12 protein-coding genes are annotated in these 17702 nt (G+C 70.8%); 4 read left to right on the forward strand and 8 right to left on the reverse strand.

All coding sequences use genetic code 11. The features are described from left to right. Positions 1-99: 99 nt before the first annotated feature. Both ITJ60_RS11265 and aroA read right to left on the reverse strand, forming a co-directional pair. Positions 100-1269 (reverse strand): acyl-CoA dehydrogenase family protein, encoded by a 1170-nt coding sequence (locus ITJ60_RS11265; protein WP_194647953.1) that lies wholly within the window; start codon positions 1267-1269, stop codon positions 100-102. A 3-nt stretch (positions 1270-1272) separates the two neighbouring features. Further along, complete coding sequence (gene aroA, locus ITJ60_RS11270; RefSeq protein ID WP_194647954.1) at positions 1273-4530, reverse strand: 3-phosphoshikimate 1-carboxyvinyltransferase; 3258 nt, start codon at positions 4528-4530, stop codon at positions 1273-1275. 119 nt (positions 4531-4649) lie between these two features. Between aroA and ITJ60_RS11275 the strand changes: the two genes are divergently transcribed. Then, positions 4650-5789, forward strand: coding sequence for a glutamate--cysteine ligase (locus ITJ60_RS11275; protein WP_194647955.1), 1140 nt, complete (start codon positions 4650-4652; stop codon positions 5787-5789). A 182-nt stretch (positions 5790-5971) separates the two neighbouring features. On the opposite strand, the gene ffh is transcribed toward ITJ60_RS11275, so the two are convergent. Then, complete coding sequence (gene ffh, locus ITJ60_RS11280; protein ID WP_111086061.1) at positions 5972-7525, reverse strand: signal recognition particle protein; 1554 nt, start codon at positions 7523-7525, stop codon at positions 5972-5974. Positions 7526-7568: 43 nt separating this feature from the next. Continuing rightward, positions 7569-8252, reverse strand: a complete 684-nt coding sequence (locus ITJ60_RS11285) for a hypothetical protein (protein WP_123339841.1) — start codon at positions 8250-8252, stop codon at positions 7569-7571. A gap of 89 nt (positions 8253-8341) precedes the next feature. Here ITJ60_RS11285 and lipB point away from each other — a divergent pair, with 89 nt between their 5' ends. Continuing rightward, the gene (gene lipB / locus ITJ60_RS11290; RefSeq protein ID WP_194647956.1) at positions 8342-9097 is read left to right on the forward strand and encodes a lipoyl(octanoyl) transferase LipB; all 756 of its coding nucleotides are present in this window, start codon (positions 8342-8344) and stop codon (positions 9095-9097) included. Then, complete coding sequence (lipA, locus tag ITJ60_RS11295) at positions 9094-10077, forward strand: lipoyl synthase (protein ID WP_111086058.1); 984 nt, start codon at positions 9094-9096, stop codon at positions 10075-10077. The genes lipB and lipA overlap by 4 nt, the downstream gene beginning before the upstream one ends. A 189-nt stretch (positions 10078-10266) precedes the next feature. Here lipA and ITJ60_RS11300 read toward each other — a convergent pair whose 3' ends face one another. Both ITJ60_RS11300 and ftsY read right to left on the reverse strand, forming a co-directional pair. Then, the gene (locus ITJ60_RS11300; protein WP_139199230.1) at positions 10267-10425 is read right to left on the reverse strand and encodes a DUF4175 domain-containing protein; all 159 of its coding nucleotides are present in this window, start codon (positions 10423-10425) and stop codon (positions 10267-10269) included. 59 nt (positions 10426-10484) lie between these two features. Continuing rightward, positions 10485-11354 (reverse strand): signal recognition particle-docking protein FtsY, encoded by an 870-nt coding sequence (gene ftsY, locus ITJ60_RS11305; protein WP_194647957.1) that lies wholly within the window; start codon positions 11352-11354, stop codon positions 10485-10487. 233 nt (positions 11355-11587) lie between these two features. Here ftsY and ITJ60_RS11310 point away from each other — a divergent pair, with 233 nt between their 5' ends. Beyond that, on the forward strand, positions 11588-12616 hold the full coding sequence (locus ITJ60_RS11310; RefSeq protein ID WP_194648026.1) for a TerC family protein: 1029 nt from the start codon (positions 11588-11590) through the stop codon (positions 12614-12616). Positions 12617-12817: 201 nt separating this feature from the next. Here the strand turns inward: ITJ60_RS11310 and ITJ60_RS11315 are convergent, their stop codons facing one another. Both ITJ60_RS11315 and mutM read right to left on the reverse strand, forming a co-directional pair. Then, positions 12818-16660 carry an AAA family ATPase gene (locus tag ITJ60_RS11315; protein WP_194648027.1) on the reverse strand — a complete coding sequence of 1281 codons (3843 nt, stop codon included), beginning with the start codon at positions 16658-16660 and terminating at the stop codon, positions 12818-12820. A 68-nt stretch (positions 16661-16728) separates the two neighbouring features. After that, positions 16729-17700 carry a bifunctional DNA-formamidopyrimidine glycosylase/DNA-(apurinic or apyrimidinic site) lyase gene (gene mutM / locus ITJ60_RS11320; RefSeq protein ID WP_194647958.1) on the reverse strand — a complete coding sequence of 324 codons (972 nt, stop codon included), beginning with the start codon at positions 17698-17700 and terminating at the stop codon, positions 16729-16731. Positions 17701-17702 lie beyond the last annotated feature (2 nt).

The raw sequence follows: 17702 nt of genomic DNA on the forward strand, positions 1-17702 counted from the left end.
GGTTCCCGGGCGACGCGCCAGCGGCGTCCGGGCCGTGTCGATGGGGAGAGGCCCGTGGCGGGCCCGCCACGGGCCTCCCGTCCGGTGGGTGGTTGCTGTCTAGAACCCGGCCTTGCCGGTGACGACGGCGCGGCCGACGACCAGCTTCTGGATCTCGTTGGTGCCCTCTTCGAAGCGCTGTGCGCGCGCGTCGCGGTAGACGCGTTCGATCGCGTTGCGCTTCCAGTAGCCCTGGCCGCCGTGCACCTGCAGGGCCTTGTCGGTGACGCGGGCGAGCATGTCGACCGCGACCATCTTCGAGGCGCTCGACAGCGTGCCGGCGTCCGGGCGGTCCTCCTCGTAGGCGCGCGCGGCCTCGAGCACGAGGGCGCGGGCGGCGGCGATGTCGGCGTAGTTCTCGGCCAGGTAGAACTGGATCGCCTGGCGGCTGGAGAGCTGCTTGCCGAACGTCTCGCGCTTGTTCGCGTACTCGACGGCGAGCTCGTTCGCACGCTCGGCCAGGCCGACGGCGCTCATCGCGACGGACACGCGACTCGGCAGCAGGAAGCCGCCGAGCGCGACCTCGAGCCCCTGGCCCTCGGCGCCGAGCAGCGCACTGGCCGGCACGGGCACGTCGGTGAAGCGCAGGATCGCGTGGTCGGTGCCCCGGATGCCCATGGTGTCGGAGTCGTCGATCACCTCGGCGCCCGGCAGCCCGCTGTTCGGCATGAGGAACGCGACCGTGCCGTCCTGACCGCTGGTGCCCTCGAGCCGCGCGGCGATGAGCCAGTAGTCGGCTTTGACACCGAACGTGATGAGGTGCTTCTCACCGTTCATGACGTAGGTGTCGCCCTCGCGGCGGACGGTGGTGCGGATGTCCGCGCCGGTGCCGGCCGTGGCCTCGGTCAGGGTGAACGCGACGAGCTTGTCGCCCGCGACGCTCGGCTTGACGACCTGCTCGATCTGCTCCGGCGTCGCGTAGGGGGCCATCGCGCGCCACGTGCCGTTGATGACGTGCACGAGCATGCGGATCGACGCGTGCGAACGCGAGACGATCTCCATGACCTCGAGGTAGCGCGAGAACGGGATGGCCCGTCCGCCGAGCTCGGTCGGCGCCGCGAGCGACAGCCACCCCTTGTCCTTGAGCTCCTGGAAGAGTTCCGGGGCGACCTGGCCGGTGCGCTCGATCTCGTCGGCCCACTCCTCACCACGGCCCCGGACCCACTCGGTGACCTCGGCCTTGAGCTGCTGGAAGGCCGTCTCGGTGTCCGGCTCCGTGACCATCGTCATCTCTCAGTTCTCCTTCGTCGCGACGAGCGCGGCCGCCTGCTCGCGCAGGACGTTCTTCTGGACCTTGCCGACGGCGTTGCGCGGCAGTTCGTCGATGTACTCGAGCCGCTCCGGCCAGTAGTACTTGCTCACGCCCGCCTTGTCGAGCGCCCGCTGCATCGCCGCGAAGTCGAGCCGCTCGGCACCGGCAGCCGGCACGACGAACGCGCACGCACGCTCACCGAGTCGGGCGTCCGGCATCGCGACGATCGCCACGTCGGTGACCAGGGGGTGCTGGTAGAGCAGGTTCTCGATCTCGACGACCGGGATCTTCTCACCGCCGCGGTTGATGACGTCCTTGATCCGGCCGGTGATCGACAGGAAGCCGTTCGCGTCGACCTTCGCCAGGTCGCCGGTCCGGTACCAGCCGTCGTCGGTGAAGACGTCGTCGGTCAGGTCCTGGCGGTCGAGGTAGCCGTCGAACATCGTCGGCGAGTGCAGCTCGAAGTTGCCCTCGGTGCCGGCGGGGAGCTCGTGGCCCTCGTCGTCGACGATCCGGATCCGGATGCCCGGCAGCGCGCGGCCGTCGTGCCCGTACGCTGCCGCCGGGTCGTCGCTCGGGCTGGACAGGGCGCCGAGGCAGGTCTCGCTCGTGCCGAAGGCGCCGAGGATGGCCGTGCCGAGCACCGTCGCGGCCCGCTGGGCGAGGGCCCGCGGCACGGCGGCACCGGTCGGCACGAAGATCCGCAGCGACTCGGGCGGGGCGGCGCCGGCTTCGACCAGGTCGACGAGATCGGTCAGGAACGGGGTCGCGCACTGCACGAACGACGCCTGCGCGACGCCGAACGCCTGCTCGAGCGCGACGGTGCCGTCCCACACCGGCTGGATGACCTGCGGCGCACCGAGCCGGAACGCCAGCAGCATGCCGTACAGGAACCCGGTCTGGTGCGCGAGCGGCGACGGGATGTAGATCCGGTCCGTGCTCGTCAAGCCCGACTGCGCGACGTGCATGGCGGTCGCCAGCCCGAGGGTGCGGTGCGGGTGCTGCACGCCCTTCGGCTCCCCCGTCGTGCCGCTCGTGAACAGCAACTGGCAGACGTCGTCGGGGCCCGGCGCACGAGCGGTGATCTCGTCGACGTCCACGTGCACGGCGTCGAGGGCGTTGTCGAAGTACCGCCAGTGCCAGTCGCTCGTGGCCACCCGGTCCAGGGCGTCGGCCGGCAGCGGCGGCTGGTTCGTCGGGGCGTCGACCTGGCCGCGCGCCTCGGACCGGAGCACGATCACGTGCTCGACCGACAGCCGGCGCTGCTGGGCCTTCGCCTCGTCGATGACGTCGAGGAGCTCGAGCGCGGGCCGGCGCTTGCGGAAGACGTTCGGCAGGAACACCACACGGGCGCGGGACCGGGCGAGCGTCATCGTCGTCTCGCGCGGACCGAACACCGGCATGATCGGCGTCGCGACGGCCCCGATCTGGATCGCCCCGAGGGTGATGGAGACGAACTCGCGCCAGTTCGGCAGCTGCATGGCGACCGACTCACCCGTACGGACCCCGAGCTCGAGCAGGAGCGCGGAGACCTTGTCGGCCTCGTCCTGCAGTTCCCGCCACGTGGTGTGCACGGGTGCTGCGCCGCCGACCTCGATGACCGCGAGGCCGTCGGGATCGGTCGTCGCGAGCGTGCGGACCTTCTCGCTCAGCACGAGGGGGTCGGCGTCGACACCGGCGAGCGCGAGCGGCTCCGGGGTCGTGGGAGCGACCGGCTGCTGCCCGCCGTCGGTGCGCTCACCGTCGGCCCGCTCACCGTCGGCCCGCTCACCGTCGGCCCGCTCACCGTCGGTGCGCTCGCCCTCGGTGCGCTCGCCGAGGTCGGTGCGTGCGTCGGCGATCTCGGCGGCTTCGGCCGCGTCGGCCCGGTCGTCGCGGGCGATCTGCGCGGCGAGGGCGTCGCCGACCTCCATGTCGAGGCCGACGGAGTTCATCGCCTCCAGGAACGTCGGGTACGAGATCCGGTAGGCCCGCGGGTAGGTCAGCCCCGAGGTGCCGCGCGCCTTCGAGGCGGCGACGGCGAGTGACATGAGCACGCGGTGGTCGTTGAACGACGACATCTGCGCGCCGTGGAGTCCCGCGGCCCCGACACCGGTGACGCGGAGTTCGTCGGCACCCTGCTCGGCCTGGCCGCCCATGCGGTTGAGCTGCAGCATCGCCGCGACGCGGTCGGACTCCTTCAACCGGATGTGGGCGACGTTCCAGAGCCGGGTGGTGCCCTCGGCGAAGGTGGCCATGGTCGACAGGACCGGTAGCAGGTCGGGGATCGGCTGGCAGTCGATGTCGAGCGGTCGCAGCGGGGAACCGTCGTGCTCGATGCGCACGAACCCGGTCTCCTCGTCGATCCGCATCGGGACGCCCATCGCCGTCGCGAGGTCGAGGAACTCGCTCTCCGGGTGGTCGGTCTCGGCGGTGGTGAAGGCCGTCATGCCGCGCAGGAGCAGGTTCGACTCGCGGATGCCGGCCGCGGCGATGCCGAACGCGGCGGAGCCGATGTCCGGCGGGATGACGTAGTCGTGCGGGGTGGCCTGCTGGTTCGCCGGGATCCGGTACTCGAGCCAGTCGTCGGAGACCTCGACCGTCAGGCCGAACTCTCGCATCATCCGAACGGTCAGTTCGACGTAGGGCTGCTCGTTGAGCCGGTCGCCGGTGATGTGGATCCGGGTCTCCTGCTCGGCGAACGGCGCCACGAGGAGCAGGCCGGAGACCCACTGCGACAGGGTGCCGGCGATCGTGACGTCGCCGCCGCGGGGGCGCTTCGGCTGCACGGTCACGGGCGGGCAGTCGTTGGTCGCCTCGAGCTCGATGCCCATCTGGGCCAGCGAGGTCAGCAGTGCCTTGATGGGCCGGCGCTGGAAGTACTTCATGCCGACGAGCGTCATCGGCTCGTCGGCGAGCGACGCCAGACCCGTCATGAAGTAGAGCGTGGTGCCGGAGGACCCCATGTTCAGGATGCCGTCGGCGCCACGGGACCCGTGGTCGACGACGTCGGTGGCCTCGTACCGGCCGCCCAGCCCGGTGACGTGGTACTCGTCCCCGCGACGCCGCACGTCGACGCCGAGGGCGCGGAGCGTGCCGACGGTCCACTCGACCTGACGGGTGGCGCTGATGCCGGAGACGATGCTCGTCCCCTTCGCCAGCGACGCGAGCACCAGCGCGCGGTGCGCGTGGTACTTCGAGACCGGGACGTCGAGTTCACCGACGAGTGGTGCGGACGTGCCGCGCACGACCAACTGCATGCGTACCTCTTCCTGCTCTGTACATATCAACGGTACGCCCGGTGTGGAACTACTGTGAATCGGATCCGCACGACCAGAAGCCGCCGTCGTTGTGCGTGTCCGACAACCTTCCGGGCAGGATGTACAGCATGGACATCCGCTTCACCGAGTCCCCTCCGTCGACCATCGGCGTCGAGTGGGAGCTCCCGCTGGTCGATCTGTCGACCGGCGACCTCGCGCCCCGTGCCCCTGCCGTCATCGCGGCCGTGCACGAACGACTCGGCGATCGCGAGCGGGTGACCGAGGAACTCCTGACCAACACCGTCGAGGTCGTCTCCAGCGTGCACGCTCGGGTCGGCGACGCCACGAGCGAGCTGTCCGGCATCATCGGCGAGGTCATCGACGCCGCCGAGCCGCTCGACGCCCAGGTCATGTGCTCCGGCACGCATCCGTTCGCCGTCTGGGACCAGCAGGAGATCACCCCGGACAGCGAGCACTACACGACCCTGATCGACCGGACGCGCTGGTGGGGTCGGCAGATGCTCATCTGGGGCGTCCACGTGCACGTCGGCATCGACGACCGTGACAAGGCCTTGCCGATCCTCGGCGCGATGCTCGCGTACGTCCCGCACCTGCAGGCCTTCACCGCGTCGAGCCCCTTCTGGGCCGGCATCGACACCGGGTACGCCTCGAACCGGGCCCTCATGTTCCAGCAGCTCCCCACCGGAGGCCTGCCGCCGGCACTCGGTGCCTGGGCGAACTTCGAAGAGGTCGTGAGCGACCTCACGCACACGGGCGTCATCGACAGCGTGAAGGACCTGCGGTGGGACATCCGCCCGTCGCCGAGGTGGGGCACGCTCGAGAACCGGGTGTCGGACGGCATCTCGACCCTGCACGAGGTCGGCGCCGTCACCGCCCTGGTGCAGTGCCTGGTCACCGCGATGTCCGACCGGCTCGACGCCGGCGAGACCCTGCCGACGATGCAGCCGTGGTTCATCCGCGAGAACAAGTGGCGCGCCGCCCGCTACGGCATGGAGGCCGAGATCATCACGAACGCCGCCGGCGACGAGCGGCTCGTGACCGACGAGGTGCACGACCTGGTGCAGCGGCTCGACCCGGTGGCCGAGCGGCTCGGCTGCCAGCAGGAGTTGCACCACCTGGACACGATGATCGCGAACGGGGCGTCGTACCAGCGACAGCTCCGGGTCGCGCAGGAGCACGGCGGTGACCTGCGCGAGGTCGTCCGCCACCTGGTCACGGAGTTCCGCGAGTCCCTGTGACCCCGGGCCGTTCCGCGTAGCTGGTCGAATCGGGCGTACCTGGTCGTTTCTTCCGACCAGGTACGCCCGATTCAGCTTCCCATCGCGGCTGTTCTGGGAAGGAACGTCACGACGTGCGCGCAGACGGACGGGAGGCCCGTGGCGGATCCGCCACGGGCCTCCCGTCCGTCAGGGGGTCGCGACTAGCGCCCCAGGAACTTCTGCAGGCTCGCGAGCTCTTCCTCGGTCGGCGCCTTGCCGCCCTTGGCGGCACCGCCGAGGCCGAGGCCGGAGCCCTTCGGCGCCTGCTGCGGAGCGGCAGCCGTCCCGGCGGCGATCGCCGCACGCTTGGCCGGGTTGCCGACCTTCGACTTCTTCTTGCCGCCCTGCTGCTGCTTCTTGCCGCCGTGCATGCCCGGGATCGGACCCATGCCCGGCATCTGCGGCACGCCACCGCGGGCGACGGTCTTCATCATCTTCGCGGCCTGCTCGAACCGGTTGACGAGGGCGTTGACCTCGGTGACCGTGGAGCCGGCACCCTTGGCGATGCGGAGTCGGCGCGAGCCGTTGAGGAGCTTCGGGAGTTCGCGCTCCTTCGGCGTCATCGACTGGATGATCGCCTCGGTGCGCACGATCTCGCGCTCGTCGAAGTTGTCGAGCGCCTCGCGCATGCCCTTGGCGCCCGGGAGCATGCCGAGCATGCCCTTGATCGAGCCGGCCTTGCGGAGCTGCTGCATCTGCTGCAGGAAGTCGTTCAGCGTGAACGAGTCGGACGCGATCTTCTCGGCGACCGCGCGGGCTTCGTCCTCATCGAAGGCCGACTGGGCCTGCTCGATGAGCGACATGATGTCGCCGAGGTCGAGGATGCGGCTCGCCATGCGGTCCGGGTGGAACGGCTCGAAGTCGTCGAGGCCCTCACCCGTGGAGGCGAACATGATCGGGCGGCCGGTGACGCTGGCGACCGACAGGGCCGCACCACCGCGGGCGTCGCCGTCGAGCTTCGACAGCACGACACCGGTGAAGTCGACGCCTTCCTGGAACGCGCGGGCCGTGACGACGGCGTCCTGACCGATCATCGCGTCGATGACGAACAGGACCTCGTCGGGGTCGACGGCCTTGCGGATGTTCGCGGCCTGCTTCATCAGCTCGGCATCGACGCCGAGACGACCGGCGGTGTCGACGATGACGGTGTCGTACTGCTGGTCGACCGCGGCCTTGATGGCGTTCTTGGCGACCTTGACCGGGTCACCGACGCCGTTGCCGGGCTCCGGCGCGAAGACGTGGACGCCGGCCTGCTCGCCGACGACCTGCAGCTGCTGCACGGCGTTCGGACGCTGGAGGTCCGCCGCGACGAGCATCGGGGTGTGGCCGTCCTTCTTGAGCCACTTGCCGAGCTTGCCGGCGAGGGTGGTCTTACCGGCACCCTGCAGACCCGCGAGCATGATGACCGTCGGCGGCTTCTTCGCGAACTCGAGGCGACGCTGCTGCCCGCCCAGGATGCCGACGAGCTCCTCGTTGACGATCTGGACGACCTGCTGCGCCGGGTTCAGCGCGCGGTTGACCTCGTCGGAGAGGGCACGCTCGCGCACGGAAGCGGTGAACGCCTTGACGACCTCGAGCGCGACGTCGGCGTCGAGGAGCGCCCGCCGGATCTCGCGGACGGTGCCGTCGACGTCGGACGGAGTCAGCCGACCCTTGCTCCGCAGATTGCGGAAGGTCTCGGTCAGCCGATCGGAGAGTGAACCGAATTGCGCCATGATCCGTCGATTCTACAAGGCTCGGAGCGCGGGTCCCGGTCGGTCAGCGCAGCAGCACGCCGGGCGTGAGCTCGACCGGGGTGTCCAGCCCGACGTCGAGGACCACCGGTGCGGTCGACGGCAGGCGGTCACCGGTGGGGAACCAGCGCCGGTCCGGCGCCACCAGGATGACGAGACCGTCGACGTCACCGACCGCGGCGAAGCCCTCGCCTGCCGGGTTTGCGTAGGGCTCGAGTCCGGCGCGGCGCAGTGTCCCGACGGCACCGAGGACGTCGGGCACGGCGATGCCGACCTCGCTGACGGACAGGAGCGGAACGGCGGAAGCCGGCCCCGACACGGGTGCGACGGGCGCCGGTGCGAGTGCGGCCGCGGCGAGGTCCCGCCGTTCGATGAGCTCGAGCAGCTGCTGGTCCGGTCCCTCGAAGTACACCGATCGCGAGTTCCAGTTCGGCGGGCCCTCGAACTCGTCACGCCCGTCGGCGTCGACCAGCACCGTCGCGATCCCGGCGATCCACTCGGCAGCCACGTCGAACGTGCCCGCCGGGATCGTGATCGCGAGGTGCAGCGCACCGGTCATCGACGGCAGTTCCCGGAACAGCAGGCGCGTGGACCCCACCGCGACCTCGACCACTCCGTCGGCGCGGTCGACCGGGCAGCCGAGCCGTTCCCAGAACCGGGCGGTGTCGTCGAGCGAGCGGGTGGCGAGCTGTGCCTGGCGGATGTCCATGTTCGCCATCCGAAGCCCTCAACCACGGTTCAGGTCAAGGTCGTCCGCGTTGTTGTACTCCGTCCAGAAACCGTCGTAGGCTCGCTCGCATGCCGGAACTCGAGATCGTGCGGCCTGCCGGGCTGCTCGACTACGCCGAGGGACTCGCGCTGCAGCGGGACCTCCACGCCGACGTCGTCGCCGGCCGCTCCCCCGGGGCCCTCGTGCTGTGCGAGCACCCGTCCGTGTACACCGCCGGCCGACGCACCGAGCCGTCCGACCTGCCGACGAACGGTGCCCCGGTGGTCGACGCGGACCGCGGCGGACGCATCACCTGGCACGGCCCGGGGCAGCTCGTGGCCTACCCGATCGTCCGACTGGCCGTTCCGATCGACGTCGTGGCGTGGGTGCGCGACCTCGAGCAGGTCATCATCGACGCGGCGGCGACCGTCGGGGTGGACGCGCGGCGCATCGACGGCCGGAGCGGCGCGTGGACGTCCGGGTCGGCGCCGACGACCGGCGCTTCGCCCGCCAAGCTCGGCGCCATCGGGCTGCACGTCGCCGAGGGCGTGACGACCCACGGCATCGCGATCAACTGCGACAACGCGCTCGACGCCTACGCCGCGATCGTGCCGTGCGGCATCGCCGATGCCGGGGTGACGACGCTGAGCGCCGCCGCCGGGCGTCCCGTCACGGTCGCCGACCTCGCCGACGTCGTGGTCGACCGCATCCGTGCCGCCGAGCACGGCATGCGCAGCGGCGATCGGATCAGCCGCGCGGCACGCAGCGCCCCGAGCACCAGCACCGCAGCCACCAGCACTGCAGCCACCAGCACTGCGCCCGCTCGACAGGAGACCCTCGTATGACCCTCGCCCCCGAAGGCCGCCGGATGCTCCGCGTCGAGGCCCGCAACGCCGAGACCCCGATCGAGACGAAGCCCGGGTGGATCAAGACCCGTGCCACCCAGGGACCCGAGTTCCGCGAGCTGTCCGCCCTGGTCAAGGACAAGCAGCTGCACACCGTCTGCCAGGAGGCCGGCTGCCCGAACATCTTCGAGTGCTGGGAGGACCGCGAGGCCACGTTCCTGATCGGCGGCTCGCAGTGCACCCGCCGGTGCGACTTCTGCCAGATCGACACCGGCAAGCCCGAGCCGCTCGACCGCGACGAGCCCCGCCGGGTCGCCGACTCGGTCGTGTCGATGGGCCTGAAGTACGCCACGGTGACCGGCGTCGCCCGCGACGACCTGCCCGACGGCGGGTCCTGGCTCTACGCCGAGACCATCCGCCAGATCCACGAGCACTCCCCCGGCACCGGCGTCGAGATCCTGGTGCCGGACTTCAACGGCCGCCCGGACCAGCTCGGCCAGGTGTTCGACGCCCGACCCGAGGTCTTCGCCCACAACGTCGAGACCGTGCCGCGGATCTTCAAGCGGATCCGACCGGCGTTCACGTTCGAGCGCTCCCTCGACGTCATCACGCAGGGTCGCGACGCGGGACTCGTCACGAAGTCGAACCTGATCCTCGGCATGGGCGAGGAGCGCATCGAGATCGAGGACGCCCTGCAGCGCTTGTTCGACGCCGGCACGGACATCATCACGTTGACGCAGTACCTCCGCCCGTCGCCGCGGCACCTGCCCGTGGCGCGCTGGGTCAAGCCGGAGGAGTTCGTCGCGCTGCGTGAGGTCGCCGAGGAGATGGGCTTCGCCGGGGTGCTCGCCGGTCCGCTCGTCCGGTCGTCGTACCGCGCCGGACGCCTGTGGGCGCGGGCCACGGTCGCGCGCGGCGGCTCGGTTCCCGAGCACCTCTCGCACCTGCTCGACGCGGCGCCGGGTCGCCAGGCCGTCTGAGTCTCGCGCGGAGCTGCGCGAGTTTCGCGCTCAGCGACAGTTCTCGCGCTCCGGAGCGCGAGAAATGTCGCCCAGGCCGAGACTCGGAACGCGCGGCCCGAGACTCGGGCACGGACAGACGGGAGGCACGGTGCCAGCTGGCACCGTGCCTCCCGTTCGTCCATCCGCCCGTTCAGGGCGATGCGAGCGCTATGCGCGACCGCGGATGCTCCTGAGGAGCCAGCCGATGACGGCCAGGATGATGAGGACGATCCCGACCCACAGCAGGAACTTCAGCGCACCGACGAAGATGCCGCTGAAGAGCAGGACGAGGCCGACGATGATCGCGATGATCAGGAGTGCTGGCATTGAAGGGCTCCTTCCGGTGTACCTGGACGATCCCTGTACTGCGGAGACGGTACCCGGAATCAGCCGACGAGGTTCTGCACGAACACGTGCGGGGTGAAACCGGTCAGGTCGTTGATGCCCTCGCCCTGCCCGATCAGCTTGATCGGGATGCCCGTCTTCTCCTGCACGCTGAGGACGAACCCGGCCTTCGCGGAGCCGTCGAGCTTGGTGATGACGAGGCCGGTGACCCCGGCGCCCTCGATGAACGCCTGCGCCTGCGCCAGGCCGTTCTGCCCCGTGGTGGCGTCGAGGACGAGCAGTACCTCGCTGATCTCGGTCTGCTTCTCGACGACGCGCTTGATCTTCGTCAGCTCGTCCATCAGGCCCGCCTTGGTGTGCAGGCGGCCGGCGGTGTCGATGACGACGATCTCGGTGTTGTCGCGGATCGCCTTCTCGACGGTCTGGTACGCCACCGAGGCGGGGTCCTGTCCGGGCTGCGACGGACGGACGACGTCGACGCCGGCGCGCTCGGCCCAGGTCGCGACCTGCTCGACCGCGGCAGCACGGAAGGTGTCGGCCGCACCGACGAGGACCGTGCGGTCGTAGGTCTTCAGGAACTTGGCGAACTTGCCGATCGTCGTGGTCTTGCCGACGCCGTTCACCCCGACGACGAGCACGACGGCGGGCCGTGCGCTGAGCTTGAGCGTGGTGTCGAGTTTCGACAGCCGTTCCTCGAGCACCTCACGCAACATGCGCTGCAGGTCGGCCGGGTCGGTCGTGCCGTAGCGGTCGACGCGCGCGTGCAGGTCCTCGATGATCGCCTCGGAGATGTCCGGACCGAAGTCGGCGCCGATCAGCGCGGCCTCGAGGTCCTCCCACGTGGTCTCGTCGATCGTCTTGCGCTGGAAGAGGCCGCGCAGCCGTGAGGACAGTGACCAGGAACTCGCCATGCTCCCAGCTTAGAGCGCGGCGCATGTCCGCTGTGCCCGGTATGCTCGGTCTCACGAAGGGGAGTATTCCCTCTCGGTGACCCCGTCAGTACGGCCCGGAACGATCCGGACCCGGGGCGCCGGTCGTGCAGCACCGGTTCCGGTGCGACACGGCGGAAGAGACCTTCAGGCCTCGGCGTACCCACGTGTCGTCACACGACATGCACTCGTACGTCGCCTACCTGAAGGAAACCGTGGACGTCCCACTCTTCGTCTGGCTCCTCACCATCGCAGGCATCCTCGCCCTGCTGGTGTTCGACTTCTACTCGCACGTGCGCACCCCGCACGTGCCGCACATCCGCGAATCCGCGTTCTGGTCCGTGTTCTACATCGGACTCGCGATCCTGTTCGGCTTCGGCATCCTGGTCTTCGGCGGCGGACAGGCCGGGGGTGAGTACTTCGCCGGGTGGCTCACCGAGAAGGCGTTGTCGGTCGACAACCTGTTCGTCTTCCTCATCATCATGACGAGCTTCGCCGTGCCGAAGGAGTTCCAGCAGAAGGTCCTGCTGGTCGGCGTCGCGATCGCCCTCGTCGCCCGAGGCATCTTCATCGCCCTCGGCGTCACGATCATCGAGAACTTCTCGTGGGTGTTCTACCTGTTCGGCGCGCTGCTGTTCTGGCTCGCGTGGTCGCAGGCCCGCAGCGGCAACGACCACGGTGGTGACGAGGGCGACTCCCGCCTGATCCGCATCCTGAAGCGCATCTTCCCGACCTCGGACCACTACGACGGCGACCGCCTGACCACCAAGGTCGACGGCAAGCGCCTGTTCACCCCGATGCTCCTCGTCATGGTCGCGATCGGTCTGACCGACGTGCTGTTCGCGCTCGACTCGATCCCCGCGATCTTCGGGCTCACCCAGGACGCCTTCATCGTGTTCACCGCGAACGCGTTCTCACTGCTCGGCCTGCGGCAGCTGTACTTCCTGATCGCCGGGCTGCTCGAGCGTCTGATCTACCTGGGTCAGGGCCTCGCGGTCATCCTCGGCTTCATCGGTGTGAAGCTCGTCTTCCACGCCATGCACGTCAACGAGCTGCCGTTCATCAACGGTGGCGAGCACATCGAGTGGGCGCCCGAGATCCCGATCTGGTTCTCGCTGGGCTTCATCCTGCTGACCATCGCGGTCGCGACGACGGCCTCGCTGGTCGTCTCGAAGAAGCGCCAGGAGCGCGGGCTCACCCCGACGGGCGAGCCGAAGGAGTCGGTCGCGGCCGACGCGGAGTAAGCGTCACGCCCTGGACGGGCGGCAACACGGACGGGAGGCACGGTGCCAGCTGGCACCGTGCCTCCCGTCTGTCCGTCCCCGAGTCTCGGGCCGCGCGCGCCGAGTCTCGGCCTGAGCGACAGTTCACGCGCTCCGGAGCGCGTGAACTGTCGCTCAGCGCGAGTCTCGCCCGGCCGGCCAACCGGCCGGCCAGCCAGCCAGCTACGCGACTGCGTCGGCGGGCTCGCGCTTCTGCACCCGCTGCCCGACGACGGCGGACACACCGTCCTGCCGCATCGACACCCCGTACAGGGCGTCGGCGATCTCCATCGTGCGCTTCTGGTGCGTGATGACGATGAGCTGCGAGGACTCGCGGAGCCGCTCGAACACCGTCAGCAGGCGGCCGAGGTTGGCGTCGTCGAGGGCGGCCTCGACCTCGTCCATGATGTAGAACGGCGACGGTCGTGCGGTGAAGATCGCGACGAGCAACGCCACCGCGGCCAGGGACCGCTCGCCGCCGGACAGCAGCGTCAGGCGGTCGATCTTCTTGCCGGCGGGCTTCACCTGCACGTCGATCCCGGTGCCGAGCAGGTCGGTCGGGTCGGTGAGGTTGATCGAGCCGGAGCCGCCCGGGAACAGGATCGGGAAGATGACGTCGAAGGCGTCCTTCGTGTCGTTGAACGCCGACTCGAAGATCGTCTGCATCTTCGTGTCGAGCTCGTCGATGATCGTCATCAGGTCGGTGCGGGTCTTCTGCAGGTCCTCGAGCTGCTCGGCGAGGAACGCGTGCCGCTGCTCGAGCGCCTGGAACTCCTCGAGCGCGAGCGGGTTCACCTTGCCGAGGCGGCCGAGGTCGCGTTCGGCGGCCTGCAGGCGGCGCTCTTGCTCGGCGCGGACGTACGGCACGGTCTCGACGTCGTCGGGGTCGACCTCGTCGGTGACGTCGAACTCGGGCAGGGCGGGGCCGCCGGGCAGGGTCGACGCGAGCTCGACGAGCGCCACGGTGTCGTCGCCGGGGCTGGTGTCGAGGTCCGCCGTGCCGTCGTCTGGGGCGGTGTCGGTGTCGGCATCGCCGACCGGCGCCGTGTCGCTGTCGACCGGCACCGTGTCAGCATCCGCCGGCTCGTCGAGGCCCGCAGCGGCAGCCGCCGCGGCAGCCGCCGCGCGCTCGGCGTCGCGGTGCTTCCGAGCCAGCACCCGCGGGTCCACCAGCACGTCGACCGGCACCGGCACGGTCGGCCCGTACTCGGTGACGAGCACGGCTTCGGTCAACCCGAGGTCGCTCAGCGCCCGGTCGAGCACGCCCGACACGTGCAGTTTCTTCTCGTAGATCTCCATCTCGAGCGAGTGGACGCCGTCGGTGATGGCCTGCAGCCGGTCGCGGAGCTCGCGCTCCTCGTTCCGGATCGCCTGCAGTTCGGTGTTGCGCTTCGACCGTTCGGACTCCTCGGTCGCGAGCTGCACGCGCGCCTCGGCCAGCGACCGGTCGACGGCGCCCAGCACGCCCGGCAGGTCGGCGAGGACGGCTTCGGCGGTCTCGATCTGCCCGCGGCGGATCACCGCACGACGCGCTGCTTCCTCTGCCGCCGCGCGCTCGGCCTCGAGCTGGCGTTCGAGCTGGTCGGCGCGGTGCCGTTCGGCGCGGACGCGCTCGCGCACGGTCTGCACCTGGATGCGCTGCTCGACCTCGGCGGCGCGTGCGGCCTCGAGTGCGTCCTGCAGGCCCGGACGCTCAGAGGCGTCGACGACGGGCCGCTCCTGCTCGGTGAACGCGCGGTGCGCCGCCTCGGCCTCTGCCAGGGCGGCGTCGACGAGCTCGACGGCGCCGTCGGTCTCGGCGAGGGCGGCACGCAGGCGCTCCACCTCGGCCGCCGCGTTCTCGGCCTTCGCCCGCGTCGAGGCGCTGGCCCGGTCGTACTCGGCCGTCGCCTTCGCGTGCGCGCGGGATGCCGCGTCGGCCTCGTCCGCACGGCGGCGTGCGTCCTCGACGGCGGTGCGTGCTGCCTGGAGGCCCGTGGCTGCGTCCTCGGCGTCCGCCCTGATGGCGTCGCGTCGCGTCACGGCGTCGTCGCGCTCCGCGACGAGCTCGATCCTCGAGGTCACGCGTTCCCCGCCGCCGGTGACGCGGACGGCGCGCACGAGGTCACCGGACCGCGTGACGACCGTCGCGTGCGGGGCGGCGGCGAGCACGGCCTCCAGGTCGAGCGTGCCAGAGTGCGCATCCGCGTGCCCGCCCTCGCTCTCCGGGACGTCCGCGATCAGGGTGTTCCGCAGGATCGCGGCGATCGCCGGCGGGCCCTGCACCAGGTCGAGGGCCCGACGGACGCCGGCCGGCAGCGTGTCCGGCAGGTCCGTGGGGAGGACCTCGGCGTCCGCGACGACGACGTCGATGCGTCCGATGTCCGCGGAGCGGGCGTGGTCGACGGCATCGAGCGCGACCGACCGGTCGTCGGCGAGGACAGCGTCCGCGAGCCCGTCGAGCGCGACGGCGACGGCGCCCTCGAACCCGGGCACCACCGTGAGCGCGTCGGCCAGACGCCCGACGATGCCCGCGCGTCCGGCGTCGATGAGCGCCTGCGAACCGTCGCGGACGTCGATCGACATGCCGAGCGCCGCGACCCGCGCGTCGAGGGCGTCCCGCTCGCGCTCGAGGGCGTGCAGCCGGTCGCGCTGCACGTCGCGTGCGGCCTGCGCGGCCTCCAGCTGCGCACGAGCCGCCTGGAGCATGGCGGCGAGGGCCTCGTCGTCGACGCCCTCGGACGGATCGGTGCCGAGTTCGGCGAGGGCCGCGGTCGCACGCTCGGCGCGTTCGCCCGCCTCGGCGAGGGCCCGCCCGCGACGCTCACGGTCCGCCACCGTGGACCCGCGCTTCGACCGGGCCACGTCGACGGCGTTCGCCAGCCGCTGCGCCTCGAGGTCGTGCTGCGAGACGCGGGCGGCCTGCGCGGCGATGCGTTCGTCGAGGGCGTCGAGCGCGTCACGTGCGGCCTGCACCGCACGGGCGGTCTCCGCAGAGCCGCCCTGCATCTCGTCGGCGCGGGCGGCGAGCCGATCGGCTTCGGCACGGACACCGGCCACCCGCTCCGGGGTGATCGAGGGGCCCTGCTGCGGGGCGTCGGCCTGCTGCGCCAGGAACATCAGCCGCTGGTTCGCCAGGCTGGACAGCCCGCGCAGGCGCTCCTGCACGCTCTCCAGGCGGTGCACCACGGTCCGGGCGCGGTCGACGTCGTCGCCGACCATGCTCTGCTCGACGTGCTGCTGGCGGACCCGGGTCTGGTCGAGTCGCTCGGTCAGGACGATGCGCTCGGACTTGCGGCCCGCCTCGACCTCTTGGTGGTCGTGCAGTTCGCGGCGCAGCCGGACGACGTCGTCGGCGAGGATGCGGGCCTTGGCGTCCCGCGCGACGGCGGCGACGGACTGGGCCTTGCGGGCGACCTCGGCCTGGCGGCCGAGCGGCTTCAGCTGGCGCCGGATCTCGCCCGCGAGGTCGGACAGGCGTGTCAGGTTCGTCTGCATCGCGTCGAGCTTCCGGAGGGTCTTCTCCTTGCGGCGACGGTGCTTCAGGATGCCTGCCGCTTCCTCGATGAAACCGCGGCGGTCCTCCGGGGTGGCGTGCAGGACCTTGTCGAGCTGCCCCTGCCCGACGATGACGTGCATCTCGCGGCCGAGGCCGGTGTCGCTCAGGAGTTCCTGCACGTCGAGCAGTCGGCAGTTCTCGCCGTTGATGGCGTACTCGCTGCCGCCGTTGCGGAACAGGGTGCGCGCGATCGTCACCTCGGAGTAGTCGATCGGCAGCAGCCCGTCGGTGTTGTCGATCGTCAGCAGCACCTGGGCACGGCCGAGCGGCCCGCGGGTCGAGGTGCCCGCGAAGATGACGTCCTCCATCTTGCCGCCGCGCAGGGTCTTCGCCCCCTGCTCCCCCATCACCCAGGCCAGGGCGTCGACGACGTTGGACTTGCCCGAGCCGTTCGGGCCGACGATGCACGTGACGCCCGGCTCGAAGGCGAACGTCGTCGGCTGCGCGAAGGACTTGAACCCCTTGATGGTCAGGCTCTTCAAGTACATGCGGTCTCCGGGTGTGCTCACGCGTGCTGCGGCGGGGCCGCTGCTGGGCTGTGCTGCTGGGCGCCAGGCTAACGCGTACGGGCGCGGGGACGCGGTTGGCACACGGGGCAGATGTGGCTCGACCGGTTCATGAAGGCCTCGCGCACGATCGTCGTGCCGCAGCGGGGGCAGGGCTTCCCCTGCTGGCCGTAGACGTTCAGACGCTGCGAGAAGTACCCGGACTGCCCGTTGACGTTGACGTACTGGGCGTCGAAGCTCGTCCCGCCGTCCTCGAGCGCACGCCGGAGGACACTGCGCACCTCGTGCAGCAGGCGTGCGAGGTCGGCACGGGTCAGCCGCTCGGCCGGTCGGTCGTAGTGCAGCTTCGCAGCCCAGAGGGACTCGTCGGCGTAGATGTTGCCGATGCCGCTCACGACGCCCTGGTCGAGCAGGATCCGCTTGATGCCGCTCGAACGCTTCCGGGCGATGGCGGTGAAGCGGTCGTCGTCGAACGCGGGGTCGAGCGGGTCGCGGGCGATGTGCGACACCTGCTGCGGCACGCTCCGGCGCCATGCGGCGTCGGGGTCCGATGCGTCGACGTGCCCGGCGAACCCGGCCGGGGCGCCGTCCACCGTCGGCACCATCGCGTCGATCGCCATCGAGCCGAAGGTGCGTTGGTCGACGAACTCGAGCTCGACCGCGGGTTCGGCGGTGCCGTCGCGGTCGGTGCCGGCGGGTTGCACGTCGATGCGGATGCGGCGGTGCTTCGCCGCCGGTCGATCGCGGCCGAGCAGGATCTGGCCGCTCATGCCGAGGTGGGCGACGAGCGCTTCGGGCCGGTCGCCCTCGTGCTCGGGCTGCAACGGCATCCAGAGGAACTTGCCCCGACGGACCGCTGCGGCGATGGTGCGACCGGTCAGGCGGTCGGCGAAGTCCTCGGCCGGGCCGTCGTGCCGGGTGAGCGCGCGCTCGTCCACGACGTCGACGTGCAGCACCCGAGCGCCGCTGACCGCGGGTTCGAGGCCGGCGCGGACGACCTCGACCTCGGGGAGTTCGGGCACGC

This window comes from Curtobacterium sp. VKM Ac-2884, assembly GCF_015350945.1.
Lineage (GTDB): Bacteria > Actinomycetota > Actinomycetes > Actinomycetales > Microbacteriaceae > Curtobacterium.